A 16650-nucleotide genomic window follows, 5' to 3' on the forward strand; every position below is an offset into this window, starting at 1 on the left:
AACAAGCGCGCAGGCAACGACAACAAACCCTCGATGCCTGCTACGCCCGCAACCCTCACAGATACCACCGCAGACCCACCGCGCCAGGAATACCAGCCACCGCCGGAATCAACCACAGAAAAACCACCCAGCTGTCACAAACAGCTTGATATATACCGAATTTCCATGCGATTAGGAGGGTTCCCGCGAACTGAGCGCAGTCGCCATCATCTGAGCGCCCGGAGAATGCGTTCTTTGAAAGCGTGTTCCTGGAACAAGTCCTTCCACTCGATCCGAATAAAGCGCCAGCCATCTTCCATGAGGGCCTTCTCGCGGCGCCTCTCCTGAAAGATGACCTCCTCCGTGGGTTTGTAGTCGAAGTATTTGGTCCGCCCGTCAAACTCCAGCGCGAGCTTCTCCTCCTCCCAGGCGAAGTCCATCCGGTGCTCGCCCAGCCTGGTTCGCACCTTGAACTGCGGCTCGGGGAGCCTGATGCGCAGGCGCTGCATGAGTTCCCGCGTCAGCGTCTCACCGGCCGATTCTGCGCGAACATCAGCGTTCTCCAGAGCCTTGCGCAGAATCCGGACACCCCGTTTGCCCGCAGAGGCGTCGGCCAGTTCTTCAACCAGGGCCCGGTTGGCGCCCAACCGCAACCCGTGATCCACGATGACCAGGGCCTTGGGATAACTGAGCATCCGAGCACAGTCGGAAACCGTCCGCTCAAGCGTTGTGGCCCTCAAGCCCCGGACCGTGCTGACCTCGTCCTCGGGCAAAGCCTCCGTGTGGGCCTGCACGTCCTTTCCCCAACGGTCAGCGGAGGGGCGGACAGGGTGCAACACATGGACCTTGTCGTTGACACCCCACAGAAACAAGCCATGGAGTCGTGCCGCGGAGAGGTGGCTATAGGCAAAGGCCCCTGTGGACGTTGTTAAAGTGCCGTGGGCGTGGGCAGCAATTCGTTGCAGTGCACGCTGGCTCGGACCCAACGCGTCCCATCGGCTCGCCCTGACGTAGCACCCGTATCTCAGCCGATGGATTTGACCGGCGTCCAGCAAGGCTTTGATGCTTCGACTGTTGTGACCCATGCGAAGCAACTGCTCGGTCCGCCACATGTTTCCAAGGGCGGGGAGTTCACGGCGTTTGGGCGATGTGGATGGGCTTGAAAGTGTGCTCATCGACCCAGCATCGCCAACAGTCAACGACCCGAAGAAGGCCGTGGCAGTGCTATGTGGACAGCCGTTCGCCGGATTCGCGGGAATCATGCCAACCGTCCGGAAACTTCCCTAAGAACATGCAGTGTTCCCGCGAACCCAGCGAAGACAGCACGGAAGGCTAGGCCTCCACGAACTCGTCCGACTCCTCGAACTCCACTGCCGCGATGATTTCCTTGGTCTCCGGGTGGATCATGAAGGCCTCGTCCTCGTCTTCGATCATGATGAAGTCGCCGTGGTCGGTGGAGAAGTGCCACGCCAGGATGGTTTCGCCGTCGTGCTGGTAGTTGGGGTCGCCCATGGTGATCTTCTCCAGGGTGTACCCGGCGACGTCGCACAATTCGCGGATGATGACCTCGAACTCCGGGGCGTTGGCGAGTGCTTCTTCCTTCGCCTCGGCCTGGCGTTCGTCGAGATCCGGGATGAGGGCAACACGTTCGGCGATGTGGGCCTCGAGGTCTTCGTCATTGAGGACCAGGAGTTCCGGCTGGCTGCGAAGGTATGCCGCGTTGAGGTCCACGATGTCCTCTTCCTCAAGGAGTGCCTCGAACTCACCATCGAGTTCATCCAACAGAGCCACCGATGCCGAAGCAGGTTCCGACTCATCGAGTTCGCCGTCGAGGTAGGCCTCGGCTTCGTCTTCACTCAAGGCATCGAAAGCGGCGGCCGTGCGGTTGAAGAGCTCCAGGTGCCGTGCAGCACCCATGCCCTCAAGCCCGGCACGGACGAACGCGTCCACGTCCTCGCGCTCAGGAACGGTGAACACGTACTGCGCGAAGCCACCGGCGAGTGCCTGCGTCAGGTAGAAGTCAACAAAGTAGCTGTTGAGGGCGGCCGGTGCGATCTCGTCGCTGTTGAGGAGTTCTGCGTACATCTCATTCACTACATTGACGTTGGAATCCACAACGTCCCCATTGCCGGCTTCGAAGGCTGCCTTGTTCAGGACGACGGGGTACTCGTTGGTAGTCATGGGAAATCCTCACTGCTGAAAGCTGGTGGTGCTCCGGACATCTTCAACGTACGCGTGGGAATGGCGCCGCAAACGAGGTGGAGGTTAACGGTGGGCGAAGTTTGGGGGCCGCTCCGGGCTGACTAAGATTGAGCAGATAACCTCCTGCCGAAAGTAGCCGCCTGCATGCCGTCCCACCCCGATGACAATTGGGAACTGGCCATACAAACACCTGCCATCAACGACCGCTCCCTCGCGGCCGGATTGGCCTATGCCATGGGCAGCCGTGTCACGGGGATTACCTTCGATGCGGCTACGGGACTGCTTCTGGGCAAGGTCCGCGGCAACTCCCCGCAGCCATATTCGACGTCGGCAAAACTGGTCCGCAAGCCAAGCGGCTGGAGCTGCACGGTGGGCATTTGCAGCTGCCCGGTCCGCAAGGACTGCAAGCACGTGGCAGCCCTCCTTTTCACGGCTGAGGACCACCCGTCCATCCGTGCGCAGCTGTTGGCCCAGGCTCCGGGTATGCAGACCGCCCGCCCCGGGCAAGCCGCTGCCCGGCCGGCCTGGGAACTCGCCCTCAACAGGCTGATCACAAAGCCCGGCGCAACCCCGAGCCCCGCAGGAATCCAGCTCGCGCTCCAGTTCGAGGTGGAGGAACCGGCCGCACACTTCTCCTACACAGGGCGAAGAGACCCGGTTCGCAGCGTCCGGCAGCTCAAGGTACGCCCCATGATGATGGGCGCCAAGGGCAAATGGATCCGTGGCGACATCTCGTGGAACAACCTCAGCTACGTCAGTTTCCGCCGGGAGTTCAACGAGACACAGGTCGAGTGGCTCCAAACGTTCCTCGCCGCCCACGGCACCCCCAACGGACGGCAACAACCAGCCGGCGCCATGTGGCTGAGCCTGAACGACTTCGCCGGGAAGAACCTCTGGGCTCTCCTTTATGAAACCAAGAAGGTGGGCATTCCGCTCATTCACGCCGCAGGAAGCGAGCCCGTCCGTATCGAGTCCCGGCCCGCCGTCGTCGGACTCAGCCTGGCAAGGCCGGAAGCCAACGGCGGAAAGCCCGACGGCGGCCTGCAGCTTTCGCCGTCGGTAACGGTGGGCGGGGAAGAGGTCGATGCCGGATCCGTGGGGTTCCTCGGAAAGCCCGCCAACGGGATCTTCTTCACGCATTCCGGTTCGGAGGCGCTGCCCGGTGTGGCCCCGCAGAACAACCTCATCGCCCTGGCACCCATCGAAGGAAGCATCAGCGATGAGTTGCTGGACTTCGTCACTGAGGGTTCCACGCTGCGGATTCCAGCCGAGGACGAGAGCCGCTTCCTGACGTCGTTCTACCCGAAGCTGCGTCAGTCGACGCCGGTGCAAGCCGCCGACGAATCGGTCGAGCTCCCCACCCTGGCCGTGCCCACGTTGTCCCTGTTGGCCAATTACGGCAACGACCACAAAGTCCGGCTGCACTGGGAGTGGCACTACACTTCGGGCACCCTCGTGACTGCCCAACCGCTGTGGCGGCACCCGGAAGATCGCGGCTACCGGGACGACGCTGCGGAAGCCCGAATCCTCGAATCGCTGGGACACCCGTGGGAGATCGTCCCCGCCCTCGCGGAGTCCTCAACAGGTGGCTGGGGTGCACCCCGGCTCACCGCCACAGCCGAACTCGCCGGCCTGGACACCCTCGCGTTCACCGAAGAGGTACTGCCCGCACTCAGGCAACTTCCCGACGTCGTGGTTGAAACCTCCGGTGACATCGCCGATTACCGGGAGGCCGAGGAAGCGCCGGTTGTCTCGATTTCCACCAAGGAAACTGCGAGCGGCGACTGGTTCGACCTCGGAATCGTGATCACCCTCGAGGGGGAACCGGTCTCCTTCGCGGCGGTCTTCTCCGCCTTGGCCGCCGGTCAAACCCGCATGCTCCTGCCCAGCGGCGCCCACTTCTCCCTGGACCTTCCCGAACTCCACCAGCTCCGCGAACTCATCGACGAGGCCCGCTCGCTGCAGGACAACCCTGACAACAAAGACGGCACGTTGCAGATCAGCCGCTTCCAGGTGGGGCTCTGGGACGAGCTGGCGCAGCTTGGAATCGTGGACGAGCAGGCAGCCGCGTGGCGTGAGTCGGTCGGTGGATTGCTCGACGACGGCGTGACCGGGCTGCCGCTGCCGGCCGGCCTTAACGCTGAGCTGCGTCCGTACCAGCTGGAAGGGTTCAACTGGCTCAGCTTCCTCTACAAGCACAGCCTTGGCGGGGTCCTGGCCGACGACATGGGCCTGGGCAAGACCGTGCAGGCTCTTGCGCTGATCTGCGCTGCGAAGGAGCTGGCCGTGTCCAGCGGCAATGACAGGGCCCCGTTCCTGGTTGTTGCTCCTACCAGCGTGGTGAGCAACTGGGCCCTGGAAGCGCAGCGGTTTGCTCCAGGCTTGGTGGTGCGAACGGTCTCGGAGACTTTCGCCAAGAGTGGCCTGTTGCCGTCCGAAGCGATGGCGGGGGCCGACGTCGTTATTACCTCCTATGCGCTGTTCCGCATCGACTACGAGGCCTACGCCTATTTCCAGTGGGCGGGGCTCATGCTCGATGAAGCGCAGTTCGTGAAGAACCACCAGTCCAAGGCGTACCAATGTGCGCGGAAACTGCCTGCCCGCTTCAAACTGGCAATCACAGGCACACCCTTGGAAAACAACCTGATGGAGTTCTGGGCGCTGACGTCGATCGTCGCTCCCGGACTGTTCCCGAGCCCCAAGAGGTTCGCCGAAAACTACCAAAAGCCCGTGGAAAAGAATGGTGACTCCGCGCAGCTGGGCAAGCTCCGCCGTCGTGTCCGTCCGCTCATGATGCGCCGCACCAAAGAACAAGTCATCAAAGACCTGCCGCCCAAACAGGAGCAGGTCCTCGAGGTGGTCCTCAACCCGCGCCACCAGAAGGTCTACCAAACCCACCTGCAGCGTGAGCGGCAGAAAATCCTCGGCCTGATCGACGACGTCAACAAGAACCGCTTCACGATCTTCCAGTCCTTGACCTTGCTGCGGCAGCTAAGCCTGGACGTGTCGCTGGTGGACTCGTCGTTGTCCGCGGTGCGCTCGTCCAAGCTTGACGTCCTGTTTGAGCAGCTTGAGGACATCATCTCCGAGGGGCACCGAACCCTGATCTTCAGCCAGTTCACCGGGTTCCTGGGCAAGGTCCGCGAGCGGATGGATGCCGAGGGAATCGAGTATTGCTACCTCGATGGCAGCACCCGCAACCGAGGCGAGGTTGTCAGCGAATTCAAGAACGGCTCGGCGCCCGTCTTCCTGATCTCGCTGAAGGCCGGCGGTTTCGGCCTCAACCTGACCGAGGCCGACTACGTGTTCCTGCTGGACCCTTGGTGGAACCCCGCGTCCGAGGCCCAGGCCGTGGACCGGACACACCGGATCGGGCAGGCCCGGAACGTGATGGTTTATCGACTGGTCGCAAAAGACACCATCGAGGAAAAGGTCATGGCGTTGAAGGCCAAGAAGTCGCAACTGTTCGCGGATGTGATGGAAGGCGACGCGTTGGCTGGCGGTTCGTTGACGGCGGAGGACCTGGCGGCGCTGTTCGCGGAGTAGGACCGAAGTGGCTGTAGACTCTCCTCCGGCCCAGGAAATGTGGTCGCTGGCACATAGTAGGGGGAACTGCAGTGACCGACCTGCCGTTTTCGAAGCATGAAATCTTAAGAAATCCCAAGCAGGCCGCGGCCGCGGCGCTGCTGACACGCTGGCCCGGGACGCCGCGGGAACCCTTTGGCTGTATCCAGGGAAATCGGGCGGCCAGTTCTCTCCGCGCGGTCAGGTTGGCTCGGGCTGGAATGCCATGACGTCCCTGGTGGCACCCGGTGATTTGAATGGCGACGGCAAACCCGACGTGTTGGCCCGCGACGCGGCCGGTGTGCTCTGGCTTTACCCGGGCAATGGCTACGGCGAGTGGTACCCACGCGTCCAGGTGGGCGCCGGATGGAACGTCATGACCTCGATCGTGGGCCCGGGCGACTTCAACGGCGACGGCAAACACGACATTCTGGCCAGGGACTCTTCCGGTGTCCTGTGGCTCTACCCCGGCAACGGCTCCTCCGGCTGGCTCCCCCGCGTCCAGGTGGGCGCCGGATGGAACGTCATGACCTCGATCGTGGGCCCGGGCGACTTCAACGGCGACGGCAAGCACGACGTCATTGCCACCGACACCGCGGGTACTTTGTGGCTCTACCCCGGCAACGGCTCCTCCGGTTGGCTCCCCCGCGTCCAGGTGGGCTCGGGCTGGAACTCCATGACCGCCGTCGTTGCTCCGGGCGACTTCAACAGCAACTTCGCACCGGACGGGACCGCGGATCTCCTGGCCCGTGACACCGAGGGTGTCCTGTGGCACTACCCCGGCGACGGCAGGGGCGGCTGGATGCCGCGATTCGCGGTGGGCTGGGGCTGGGACGCCATGACAGCAATCCTCTAGAAACGTTCGACGGCGGTCTCCCGGATTTGGGAGGCCGCCGTCACGTTTACGTCGGACGCCTGCATCGCGTCCGCGACCTTAGATCCCGGGACTCACCGCTTAGTAGTAATAGACTGCTCTCATTCAGCAACATTCGAGCTAATGAGCCCTAGGTGACAATGATCAGACAGGCAGAGGTTTCATTTGAACTGCATGCCTGGGTGGACGAAAGCATGCGAACTGTGAACGTCAAAGAACCCATGTACATGCTTGGCGCGGCCGTGGCTGACCCATCGCGTTGTGGCGTTGCACGGGATGATTTGCGATCCATCCTGACTGACGGCCCAAAGCTGCATTGGAGGGACATGGACACCCGGGCGAAGAAACTGTCCATTGATCTCTTGGGAGCGCTGGACGCAGCTCACATCGTCGTCGTGGCAGCGCCTCTTGAACCCCGGCGACAAGAACGGGCCCGAGCCAAATGCATGGAAAGGCTGTTCTCGGAAGCTGGGCGCATTAGGCGTCACGTCAGTCTTCCTTGAGTCCCGCACGCGATCTCTCAACGCACGCGACATGCACCTCGTCGATAAGTTGCGAGGTCGAAGAGTTATGCCTGAGTCACTCCGAGTCGAGATTCAACTTCCTTCAGAAGAACCGATGCTCTGGATACCCGATCAGGTTCTTGGCGCCATGGGCGACGCTGAAGCGGGAGATGCCACATGGCTCAGAATGTTCCGGGGCCACATCAGCCGACACATCATCTGATCCGACTCAACAAACGCGAAAGCCAGGTCCCGTCAACCGGCGGGGATCCTGGCTTTAACTTCCCAACCCCCCAGCAGGAGGTGGGCTACGTCAATCGAACCTCAATATGCGTAAAAGTGTCAAGGCGCAGCATTGCGGCCGGTTGACAGTCGTTGACGGCGTTTCGCATCTGCCAAGCCACCGGCGAACACCGAGATACCCATTGCAACGCCAACCGCGGGGTTGGAGATAATGGCCCCGGCGCCGCCGATTACCAGTGCGACCGCCGCCGCCAAGATGTGTAATTTCAAAAGAGCCTCCATTCGTCTTTCGAGTTTGTGTTGGCGGTGATGTCTGGGCGGGGGACCTTCCGAACCACCCTGATTTCTACGCCTTCCTCGGCGCCGAACAGTCGCCTGCCAACTCCATTGACGTAGATCCAAAGACCAGTTCCGTCAGGCATGACGTCCTGTACCACACCAGCCATTACCCCCCCCCCCCCCGCAAAGTCGATATCGACTTCGTCACCGGGCAGGAAGTACTCCCAGGCTTTGTTGTACCGCGCCGACAGCGCCTCCGGATCCATCATCCGGAAAACCGTGCTCTTTTCCATGGCAAAGGCCCCCTCCATGTCTGCCTAATTAGCGGTGAGGGGAGCCCGCGGAAAATGACGGATGCACAGCGTTGTAGGAGTTGAACGTGAAGACCCTCCCTACTGTGAGGCCCTTCGAGGTGCCGGAGGATTCGCGCGGAGCAACGATAACAGGCGCAGTGGCCGGCCGGATTCCGCGGCGGCCTGCATTTTGTGATGACCGTCCAAGAGGAAATGCACAAGACCCCAGTGAGCGTAATAGTCCGCACCGTTGTCCATAGCCGGCTGGCAGACATCAAGAACTGAAACAGCCACTGCAGTCGGTGTCGAGACATCTGCCAGTATGGCAGAGTACTCCGCCACCCGGCCGTTGTCATTCCATGTTGGTGGGACCATAGGCACAACGAACTCGAATGCATGAGCCCTTGCATCAACGGGGGCCTGCCATGTGCGGTAGTACGGGGTGCGCGGATGCTCGGGCACGCCCCAAAAACCTGAAAGGCCCCAGGTATCTACTTGCTCTTCACTGAAGTAGTCTCCTGGCTTCCCCGGATACACCAGTTCCGGCTGCACTTCGAGCAACAGGGGAATGTAGGACCCCGCCGGAAGAACTGATTCGAACGCACTAAGTACGGCGTGGTCGATGCCATCAACCCCAAACTTCAATTGGCCTTGCACCTCGGGGATGGAAACTGTATCCGTGGCGCCTTCCAGGCGTTCGAAAACCAACGGACAGGTTCCGCACCAGAAAGAGAGGTTGAACGCAGCCTTGTCTCCATTCCAGAGCAGCCGCCTCCCGGCCCACTGTCCCGGCTGCTTGGGTTCTTCACCGAACCGAACGGACGACGATCCGGACTCAGCCACTTTTCGTTTGGCCCCGACTTCCAACAACATTTTCCGCAGTCTATACAGCTATCTCGCCGCCCCTTCGGACGCCTCAGTCCAGCCGCACGCCCCGCAGCATCAGCATCGTCCCGCCAACAGCAACGGCAGAGGCCAGGAAGACTCCGGCCGCACCCAAACCAACAGCCACCACGCCAATGGCACTCGGCAGGATCACTTGGCCAACCCTGTTTCCGGCCAACCGCAGTGCAAGAGCCCGCCCGCGTTGACCTGGAGGCGCCTGCGCGGAGAGCCAGGACATGGTGAGCGGTTGGCCAATTCCCAAACCGAGGCCAAGGAAGGCCATGACAACAAACAACAGCCATTCCGGCATCGGAATCGCGGCAACGGCCAGGGACACTGTGGAAACAGCCAGGCTGAGGACTAGCAGCTTCATCCGCCCCAGTTTGCGGGAAACACTGCCCAAACCTATGCGGGAGACCATGGAGAACACGGCCCGGACGGTCAGCATGAGGCCAACGGTGGCGGCGGTGATGCCTCGCTCAGCGCCCAAAGCGGGCAGGTAGACGACCGTCAGATCCACCACGGCCAACACGGTGGCACTGGTGGCCAAAGCACGGGCAACCCCGGGCGCCCGGAGCAAGGCGAAAGCGCTGCCCCTCTGTGGTTCGGCGGACCGGGAGGCACGTCGACCGCTGCTTACACGCGAAGAGATCAAGAAAGTCGTGCCAAAAAGGACCAGGCCCATGGCAACGGCAAGGATGAAGATCGCCTGGGTGTCCGGACGAACGGACGCACCGCCGACAACGGAAATGGCAAGCGGTCCCAGCGCTTGGCCCAACGAGGCAGCGAACGTCAGGTAACCGAACGCGGAGTCGAGTCGGGAAGAAGCCGCGTTGTTCGCGACCACCGCCTGCTGCCCCACAACACAGGCCAGCTGCCCGGCACCGAGCAGTGCTGTTCCGGTGATCAGCGCCCCAACGGACGTCCCCCAGAACAGCAGGAACGTTGAGCAAAGAAGCACGACGGCGGACCCAGCAGCCATGAGCCGACGCTCACCCAAGCGGTCCACCAGATTGCCGATCGGCAGGGCAAGCAGCAACGGAAAGACGGCGTAGCTGGCCGCGAGGACGCCGAGGGCAAAGGCGGGGACGTCGAGTTCGAGGGCGCGGTACGTGGCGGCCGGCCGGACAAGGAACGTCACGGCCTGGATCAACGCCGAATGGAGAAGGAGTGCCGAGGACGATCGCCGCCCGAGTTCGCCGATCATTCGACGTCGAGGCCTTTGTCCGAGATCATGCGCAGTGTCTCGTCCCGGGCTCCCATGACGTGCTCGAACGCGATCTTCGCCGCGCGTTCTGCGTCTTTTGTCGCCATGGCTGCCACCAACAAGCGATGATCTGCGAGTGCCTCTTCCCGGCGTTCCGGCGAGTTGTTGGTGAAGTATCGGTAGCGTTCCACCTGGCTGGCGATCTGCCCGTGGAAACGCAGGGCCCAGGAGTTTCCCGCGATCGAGGCAATGGTGGCGTGGAGGGAGACGCCGTACTTCATGGCCTCGTCCGCGAAGCCCACCATGGCAGCGTTGCGCTCAAGGATTCCCTGCAGCTTGTCAATGTCGGCCTCTGTAGCGCGGGCACATGCTTCACGCGCCATGAGGGATTCCAAGGCCGCCCGCACGTCGTAGAGCTCGGAGATTGCCGTCTCATCGAGCAGCGGAACCAGCACCCCCCCGGTGGGCTGTTGCTCCAGGAGGCTCTCGGAAATCAACCGGCGGATCGCTTCGCGCAGCGGCGTCCGGCTGACCTGCAGTGACGTTGCCATTGCGGGTTCGTAGATCCGTGTGCCTGGCTTGAGTTCAAGGTCCAGGATCTGCCGTTTCAGCTCCGTGTAAACGAGGTGAGCGCCGGTGTTCCGGGGTTGTGATGCTGCCATGCTGCCGCCAAGGTCTGGGTGCGTGTACTTGTATACATCTATACAGGCTGTTTACGTCCGTCGCAAGACGGACCCAGAACGCATGCTGCGTCCAGTAAGGGACCGCTTATTCATTTGGGGTATGAAACGACCTTCCGGAGGATTCCTGGGTCCTGTTCCGGCTGGTCGGACGTAGCATCTGGGTCGGTCAGCTCCGCGACCAACGGTAGGGCGTAGTGGTGGACACCTTGACCAGACCGGATCGCTCGAGGATTGGGCGGGAAAACTCGGTGGAGTCGCTGTTAATCAACGTCTTGCCGTGCGCCAACGCCGACTGGGCACGGCGGGCCGTCAGGGCCCGATAGATCCCGCGGCCCCTCCATTCCGGGCGGGTAGCACCGCCCCAGATGCCGGCAAAGTCGGTGCCGGGTACGGGTTCCAGTCGGCCGGCACTGATGATGACACCGCCGGACTCGGCAACCCACAGTTCCATGGCGTCATCGAGCGAAAGCCGGCGAAGAAGGGCACCGGCCATCTCGTCCGAGACGGGCTCGCCGAAGACCTCATCCTGCATGGCACTCATGGCCCGGACGTCAGGTTCGTCAACCACACGGCGCAGCGTCACGCCGTCAGGCAATGGCACGTCCGCGCTGAGCGCCCGGGCTTTGCCGATCATGATCGACTCCGGCGCATCCGCCGTGAAGCCGTGCTCCAGGAGTGTTTCATGGAGCCGTGGGGCGTGGTCGTGCCCCCGGGTCTTCCATTCCACCTTGGTGATTTCAGGCAGGCCCTCAAAGTAGGCCATGGCCTCCGAGACAAGCCGTCGGACTCCCTCTTGATCGGCTCCGTCCAGGTCCCGGTACGTGATGAAACCGCGTCCACCCAGGAACGTCACCAGGCGGAGTGGTCCGCGCTCGGCCACCGTGAGGGCGCTCGGAGTCTCCGCGTCGGTGCGGAGCTGCTCATCGTAGGCAGCAAGAAGGCGGGCTTTGATGTCAGGCTGGGTCATTCCGAGAGCCTACCCGCAGCGACACCGAAAATTCTGCTGGTTCATGCCATGTTCGGCCACCCTCGACCCCGTCATTTCAAGGTGCTGGACTCCTGACGAGAAAGCAAAAACGCTCTCTCACCAAACCGCCCCTCCAGCCGATCGCTCTCTCACTTAACGAGAGAGCGATCGCGTTTCAGGGGTGGTAGGTGAGAGAGCGTCCTGAAAGTGCTACTGGCCGCCGTTGCAGAGCTGGCCGTACTTGGTGCCGGCTTCCTGGTATGCGGTGGTCAGGTCCCCGAGCTTTGCTTCATCCGGGTTTTCCTTCGCCTGCTCATCGAGCAACGCCAGGATGGAGGTCACCACCGGCTTCATCTCGTCGGAAGCGACGCCCTCGATGGGACGGATGGCGTTGGCTACACGGTTGCTTGCCGTCTTGTTGTTGTTCTGGGTGAGCCCGGAAGCGGCGGCGGCCATCCTGTCGCAGGTCTGCGCGGTGGTCAGCTGCGGTGCTGAACAAGCGGAAGCCGAGGCGAGCAGCCCGGCAGCGATCAGGACAGTGGTGAGTTTCTTCATGATTCCCTCAATGGTCGACGTCCCTTCGATTGTAAAGGGCGTTTCAGGCAGCAAGCTGCACGGTTGCGCCGTGATGCGGACGTCCAATGTCCTTCGGGTCTTCAAGCTGCCCTAGGCTGGGGGACATGGCGATCATTCATAAAGCAACCCTGTCCCCCACCAAGCTTGAACTCATCGCTGACTACCTGCCCACGCAGCCGTGGTTCATCCAGGACGGCGAACCGGAGCTCATCGGCGCCTACCGGTTCGACGATCCCGCCGGCGAGGTCGGTATTGAGACCCACGTGGTTGCCGCAGGTGACCGCATCTACCAAGTCCCCCTGAGCTACCGGGGCCACGAGCTGGGCGGCGCCCACGAATGGCTCATCGGCACCATGGAACACTCCGTACTCGGAAAGCGCTGGGTCTACGACGCCTGCGCCGATCCCGTGTACGTGAAAGCGCTGGCCACGGCGATCCTCACCGGCCAAAAAGAAGCGAGCTTGCTGGTGGAGGGCGAGTCGGAGCCCCGGCCCAGCAGCGTCACGGTCACGGGCAGCGGAACGCCCGACGGCGAAGTTCCCGCCTTGAGCGCTTCAGCACCTGTATCGGGCAGCGGCGTCACCATCATCCACGCCGGCGGGCTCCGCCTGAAGGTGAACCGGGTTGTGGATGTGGCCGCCGATGCCGCCGTCAACACGGCCGCTGCGCCGGAGCTCCACGCTGAACTCACGCTGCAGGGCTCGTGGTCCGGGTTGGAGCAGCCGGTGGAGCTGGCCTCGGTAATCCGGGACTGATTTGGTTCCGGGCTGACTCGTTCCGGGCGAGCTGTTCGCGACGATCCCGGCGGCGTAGGCTGGCAAGCGAAGTCATCTACTCCGCCGGGAGTCACCATGTACACAGCTAAAACAATCGTTCCCGCAGTCCAGGACCTTGCTGCGGACTGGGTCAGGTACGCAGCGGAGGGAACCTCGTCTCAGACTGATGCCGTCATCAGATGGGCGTTGTCCCGCATCAACCATGCAGATGTTCCTTCGGTGGTGCAGGGAGTGATGCTGACACTGACGGGGAACCGGAAGACGGCAAAAAGGGCCCGGCGGTCAGCCGAGGCGGCAGTGAAACGGGCAACCCGGGCGCTTCGGCGCAGCTCGCCGAAAAGCCGTTCCGGTGGCGCGGCCTGGGTGGCTCTGATCGCGGCGGTTGGACTTATTGCCGGAGCGGTGCTGGCCTGGCGGAAGATGGTTCCCTCCGGCGAACCCGCTCCCGTCAGCCACCCGGAGAATCCGGACCGTCCTGCCCGTACCGGCGAAGACGGCGCCTAAGCACCAGTCTGCTCAGGAGCAGGTAAGCGCCTCCTCCGGCAACAAGGAACCCGGCAACACCCACTATCAGGATCTGGGTAATGATTCCGGCGATTACCAGTGCGAAGCCAACAAGCAACACCAGGCCGCCGATGACCATCCGGGCTGCGGTCCCCCGCAGCCGGCCGGACTTCAACTGCAAATCCAGATCGGGATCCGTCGCGGCAAGGCCACGCTCGAGCTCTTCGAGGCTTCTGCGCTCTTCCTCCGATAACGACATCGGAATCATTCCTCATCCCACGAGTTCCACGGCGCACTTCGGCGTCCACCGCTCATCCCTCTGCACGTACCCTGCTTGCCGTGCCCTGCCTTCATTATCTGACGGTTTGTGCAGAGTAGCCACAGGCTCGCTTCCTTGGCCCCGCTACGGTCAACCACCCGCAGGTGCGGCGATACTGTGACAAGCTAGGAAGGCACCCCGGCATGACGTACGGCAAACCAACTGGAAGGCGATTCTTCCCATGGCACGACGATCTGCAAAAATATCGAACCGAGTGAAGCCAGGAGTCGACGCGCGCCCCCAGCGCGGCCGCGCGGCTTGGTTGATCTTCGCAGGCCTCTTGGCGGGTATCGCCGGAGGCGCTTTTGCTTGGCGGATACTGGCTCCCGAGGGAAAACCTGTACGCCGAACGGACAGCGTCCCGAATGACGTCCAGCCCCAGGAGCTGGTAGTTCCCACCGAGCCCGTGGAAATTTCCACGCGCATGCGGCCGGGCGAATGGACCGAAGAGTCCCTCGCAGCCCATATCGAGGAGTACAAGCAGCAGATCCGCGGGATGGGCGCTGCTGAGTCCGAGATCGTGACCGAGGTGGAGCGGACCGAACAGGGTGCGGCCAAGGTAGTGGTCCGGTGGGACCGCCGCGGGCCGGCTGTTTAGCCCAGGTTCTGGTTCTCACCCTGCCGCGGACGCCATACGACGACGGCCTGGGACCTTCCGCGCGGTCGCTGGCCCCGGGCGAGGCTCACCACGTCTCCGGCGGCTCCCGCTGCGAAGATCCTCGCGTCCACCGGCGTCCGGCGTCGTGACAGTTCCTCGGTCAGTTCCGCCACCCTGTATTGCAGGGCGGCTACTTGGTTTTCGAGGTCCAGGATCCGCTTGATGCCCTCCAGGGAAACGCCCGACTGTGACAGGCGCTGGACCTCCCGCAGCTTGTTGACATCGTTCTGCGAATAGCGCCGGGATTTGCCCGGCGCGCGGCTGGGCGAGACGATGCCCAGCCGGTCGTACTGGCGCAACGTCTGCGGATGCATGTCGGCAAGCTCCGCGGCGACGGAGATGACGAAGATCGGCTGGTTGACGTCGATTGCCATGACCCTCTCCTTACAACCGGGCCTTCGCGGCCAGGTCGTGACGCGGATTGGCGTCCGAGGTGGCGGCAGCGAACGCCTTCACCGCTTCCTCTGCTTCCTTGTTCAGGTTTTGGGGAACAGCGACGTCGATGGTCACCAGCAGGTCGCCGGTCGCCTTCGATGTCTTCACCCCCCGGCCCTTCACACGCAAAGTGCGGCCAGCAGGGGTGCCCGCCGGGACACGCAACTTGACGGTGTCGCCGTCGAGCGTTGGAACTTCAATGGTGGCGCCGAGCGCCGCTTCCGCGAACGTCACGGGTACGTGGACGCGGATGTTGTCGCCGTCGCGCTGGAAGAAATCGTGGGGTTTCACGTTGACCGTGATGATGAGGTCGCCGTTCCCGGCCGGGCCAACGTTGCCTTTGCCGCGCTGGCGGACCTTCTGGCCGTCCTTGATTCCCGCCGGAATCTTGACGTCGATGACGTTCCCGTTGCTTTCACGAAGGCTCACCGTGGTGCCCTTGATGGAACCCGCGAACGAGATCGTGGTGGACGCGGTGCGGTCCGAGCCCTTCTGCGGTGCGCGCTGGAAGCCCGTGGGGCCTCCGCCAAAACCGCCGCCGAACAGGTCAGCGAACTCAGGCGGAATACCGCCGCCCTGCGGTTGACGAGCCCCGGCACCGCCGCCGAACAGGCCGCCGAACAGGTCCTCGAACCCGCCGTTGGTTCCTGCACCGCCACGTCCTGCGCCCGGAGCAAACCGTGCGCCGCCACCCATGGCACGGATGGCGTCATACTGCTGCCGGTCCTCAGGACTCGACAACACCGAGTAAGCCTCGGAAATGTCCTTGAACCGCTTCTCCGCAGCAGCATCCCCGGCGTTGGTATCCGGATGGTACTGCCGGGCAAGCTTGCGGTAAGCCTTCTTGATGTCAGCGTCGGACGCGTCCTTGGCAACACCAAGGATCGCGTAAAAATCCTTTTCAACCCAGTCCTGGCTGGCCAAGAGCGTTTCCTTTCACATCTGTTGTTGCGTTTGCGCTACGTGGAATATGGGCCCCCGAAGCCACTCCTGAGGCCCATATTCCACTTCGCGCTGCGACTAACTCACCTTAAGCGGGAACCGCGACGATCACCTGGGCTGCGCGGAGGACACGCTCGCCTGAGCGGTATCCGGAGCGCAGCACCTGGCTGACAGTGTCAACCTGGATGTCCTCGCCGGGCTGCTGGATGAGTGCTTCGTGGATGGTGGGGTCGAACTCGACACCAGTGTCCGCGATGCGTTCCAGTCCGTACGTCTTGAGCGCGTTCTCCAGCTTGGTGGCGATGGCGGCGAAGGGGCCGTCTTCGAGGTCACCGTGCTGGCGGGCAGCGTCGACGTCGTCCAGTACCGGAAGCAGGGAGTTCAGGACGCCGATGACGGCCATCTCCCCTGCTACGGCGCGGTCGCGCTCGACGCGCTTGCGGTAGTTGACGTACTCAGCCTGGAGGCGCAGGAGGTCGTTGCGGAGCTCCGCTGCCTGAGCTTCGGCTGCCGCACCGGGGGCCACCGACTCTTCAGCCGGCACCTCTACCCCGTTGAGGATTTCCTCAGCCTGGGAGAGGGCGTCGCCGTCCGTCGGAGCAGCGTTGCCTTCGACACCCGCTTCGCCCTGGGGGTGGCGGGCGGCCCCGGTCTCCGGGTCAACCTTGCGGTTGTCCCGGATAACCGGCTTCTGCTGGCCCGATCCCTCGTTGGCGCCGCGCTCGTCAGAGTGCTCTGCTTCGTTGCCGTGATGAGGCATG

General features: G+C 62.9%; 17 protein-coding genes and 1 pseudogene. 5 read left to right on the forward strand and 13 right to left on the reverse strand.

Annotation, left to right across the window (positions count from 1 at the left end; all coding sequences use genetic code 11):
- Window positions 1–206: 206 nt before the first annotated feature.
- Both ACIPY2_RS17405 and ACIPY2_RS17410 read right to left on the reverse strand, forming a co-directional pair.
- On the reverse strand, window positions 207–1154 hold the full coding sequence (locus ACIPY2_RS17405; RefSeq protein ID WP_400267650.1) for a hypothetical protein: 948 nt from the start codon (window positions 1152–1154) through the stop codon (window positions 207–209).
- 157 nt (window positions 1155–1311) lie between these two features.
- On the reverse strand, window positions 1312–2160 hold the full coding sequence (locus ACIPY2_RS17410; protein WP_400267651.1) for a hypothetical protein: 849 nt from the start codon (window positions 2158–2160) through the stop codon (window positions 1312–1314).
- Between the two features lie 165 nt (window positions 2161–2325).
- Here ACIPY2_RS17410 and ACIPY2_RS17415 point away from each other — a divergent pair, with 165 nt between their 5' ends.
- Both ACIPY2_RS17415 and ACIPY2_RS17420 read left to right on the forward strand, forming a co-directional pair.
- Window positions 2326–5727: an SNF2-related protein gene (locus ACIPY2_RS17415; protein ID WP_400267652.1), complete on the forward strand. Its 3402-nt coding sequence runs from the start codon at window positions 2326–2328 to the stop codon at window positions 5725–5727.
- 145 nt (window positions 5728–5872) lie between these two features.
- Window positions 5873–6601, forward strand: a pseudogene (locus ACIPY2_RS17420) (FG-GAP repeat domain-containing protein); the annotation flags it as partial.
- Window positions 6602–7464: 863 nt separating this feature from the next.
- On the opposite strand, the gene ACIPY2_RS17425 reads toward ACIPY2_RS17420, so the two are convergent.
- The 7 genes from ACIPY2_RS17425 to ACIPY2_RS17455 form a co-directional block, all read right to left on the reverse strand.
- A complete protein-coding gene (locus ACIPY2_RS17425; protein WP_400267653.1) occupies window positions 7465–7635 on the reverse strand; it encodes a hypothetical protein in 171 nt (56 codons plus the stop codon).
- Window positions 7632–7937 (reverse strand): hypothetical protein, encoded by a 306-nt coding sequence (locus tag ACIPY2_RS17430; RefSeq protein WP_400267654.1) that lies wholly within the window; start codon window positions 7935–7937, stop codon window positions 7632–7634. The genes ACIPY2_RS17425 and ACIPY2_RS17430 overlap by 4 nt, the downstream gene beginning before the upstream one ends.
- A gap of 99 nt (window positions 7938–8036) precedes the next feature.
- Entirely contained in the window at window positions 8037–8810 is a 774-nt protein-coding gene (locus tag ACIPY2_RS17435) for a hypothetical protein (protein ID WP_400267655.1), read from the reverse strand.
- A 43-nt stretch (window positions 8811–8853) separates the two neighbouring features.
- Window positions 8854–10029: an MFS transporter gene (locus tag ACIPY2_RS17440; RefSeq protein ID WP_400267656.1), complete on the reverse strand. Its 1176-nt coding sequence runs from the start codon at window positions 10027–10029 to the stop codon at window positions 8854–8856.
- On the reverse strand, window positions 10026–10691 hold the full coding sequence (locus ACIPY2_RS17445; protein WP_400267657.1) for a GntR family transcriptional regulator: 666 nt from the start codon (window positions 10689–10691) through the stop codon (window positions 10026–10028). Before ACIPY2_RS17445 ends, ACIPY2_RS17440 begins: the two co-directional genes overlap by 4 nt.
- A gap of 187 nt (window positions 10692–10878) precedes the next feature.
- Entirely contained in the window at window positions 10879–11679 is an 801-nt protein-coding gene (locus tag ACIPY2_RS17450; protein ID WP_400267658.1) for a GNAT family N-acetyltransferase, read from the reverse strand.
- 210 nt (window positions 11680–11889) lie between these two features.
- On the reverse strand, window positions 11890–12234 hold the full coding sequence (locus ACIPY2_RS17455) for a hypothetical protein (RefSeq protein WP_400267659.1): 345 nt from the start codon (window positions 12232–12234) through the stop codon (window positions 11890–11892).
- Window positions 12235–12359: 125 nt separating this feature from the next.
- On the opposite strand from ACIPY2_RS17455, the gene ACIPY2_RS17460 reads away from it, so the two are divergent.
- A complete protein-coding gene (locus ACIPY2_RS17460) occupies window positions 12360–13010 on the forward strand; it encodes a hypothetical protein (protein ID WP_400267660.1) in 651 nt (216 codons plus the stop codon).
- A 96-nt stretch (window positions 13011–13106) separates the two neighbouring features.
- Complete coding sequence (locus ACIPY2_RS17465) at window positions 13107–13535, forward strand: hypothetical protein (protein WP_400267661.1); 429 nt, start codon at window positions 13107–13109, stop codon at window positions 13533–13535.
- On the opposite strand, the gene ACIPY2_RS17470 is transcribed toward ACIPY2_RS17465, so the two are convergent.
- A complete protein-coding gene (locus tag ACIPY2_RS17470) occupies window positions 13480–13794 on the reverse strand; it encodes a DUF3040 domain-containing protein (RefSeq protein WP_400267662.1) in 315 nt (104 codons plus the stop codon). The genes ACIPY2_RS17465 and ACIPY2_RS17470 overlap by 56 nt on opposite strands.
- 274 nt (window positions 13795–14068) lie before the next feature.
- Between ACIPY2_RS17470 and ACIPY2_RS17475 the strand changes: the two genes are divergently transcribed.
- Complete coding sequence (locus tag ACIPY2_RS17475) at window positions 14069–14452, forward strand: hypothetical protein (RefSeq protein ID WP_400267663.1); 384 nt, start codon at window positions 14069–14071, stop codon at window positions 14450–14452.
- Here the strand turns inward: ACIPY2_RS17475 and ACIPY2_RS17480 are convergent.
- From ACIPY2_RS17480 to ACIPY2_RS17490, 3 genes are all read right to left on the reverse strand, one after another.
- On the reverse strand, window positions 14449–14886 hold the full coding sequence (locus ACIPY2_RS17480) for a heat shock protein transcriptional repressor HspR (RefSeq protein WP_400267664.1): 438 nt from the start codon (window positions 14884–14886) through the stop codon (window positions 14449–14451). The two genes, ACIPY2_RS17475 and ACIPY2_RS17480, sit on opposite strands and share 4 nt — an antisense overlap.
- 10 nt (window positions 14887–14896) lie before the next feature.
- Window positions 14897–15871: a DnaJ C-terminal domain-containing protein gene (locus ACIPY2_RS17485; RefSeq protein ID WP_400267665.1), complete on the reverse strand. Its 975-nt coding sequence runs from the start codon at window positions 15869–15871 to the stop codon at window positions 14897–14899.
- 106 nt (window positions 15872–15977) lie between these two features.
- Window positions 15978–16649 (reverse strand): nucleotide exchange factor GrpE, encoded by a 672-nt coding sequence (locus ACIPY2_RS17490; RefSeq protein ID WP_400267666.1) that lies wholly within the window; start codon window positions 16647–16649, stop codon window positions 15978–15980.
- Window position 16650 lies beyond the last annotated feature (1 nt).

The sequence above is a fragment of the Paenarthrobacter sp. NPDC089675 genome (assembly GCF_044749185.1).
Lineage (GTDB): Bacteria > Actinomycetota > Actinomycetes > Actinomycetales > Micrococcaceae > Arthrobacter.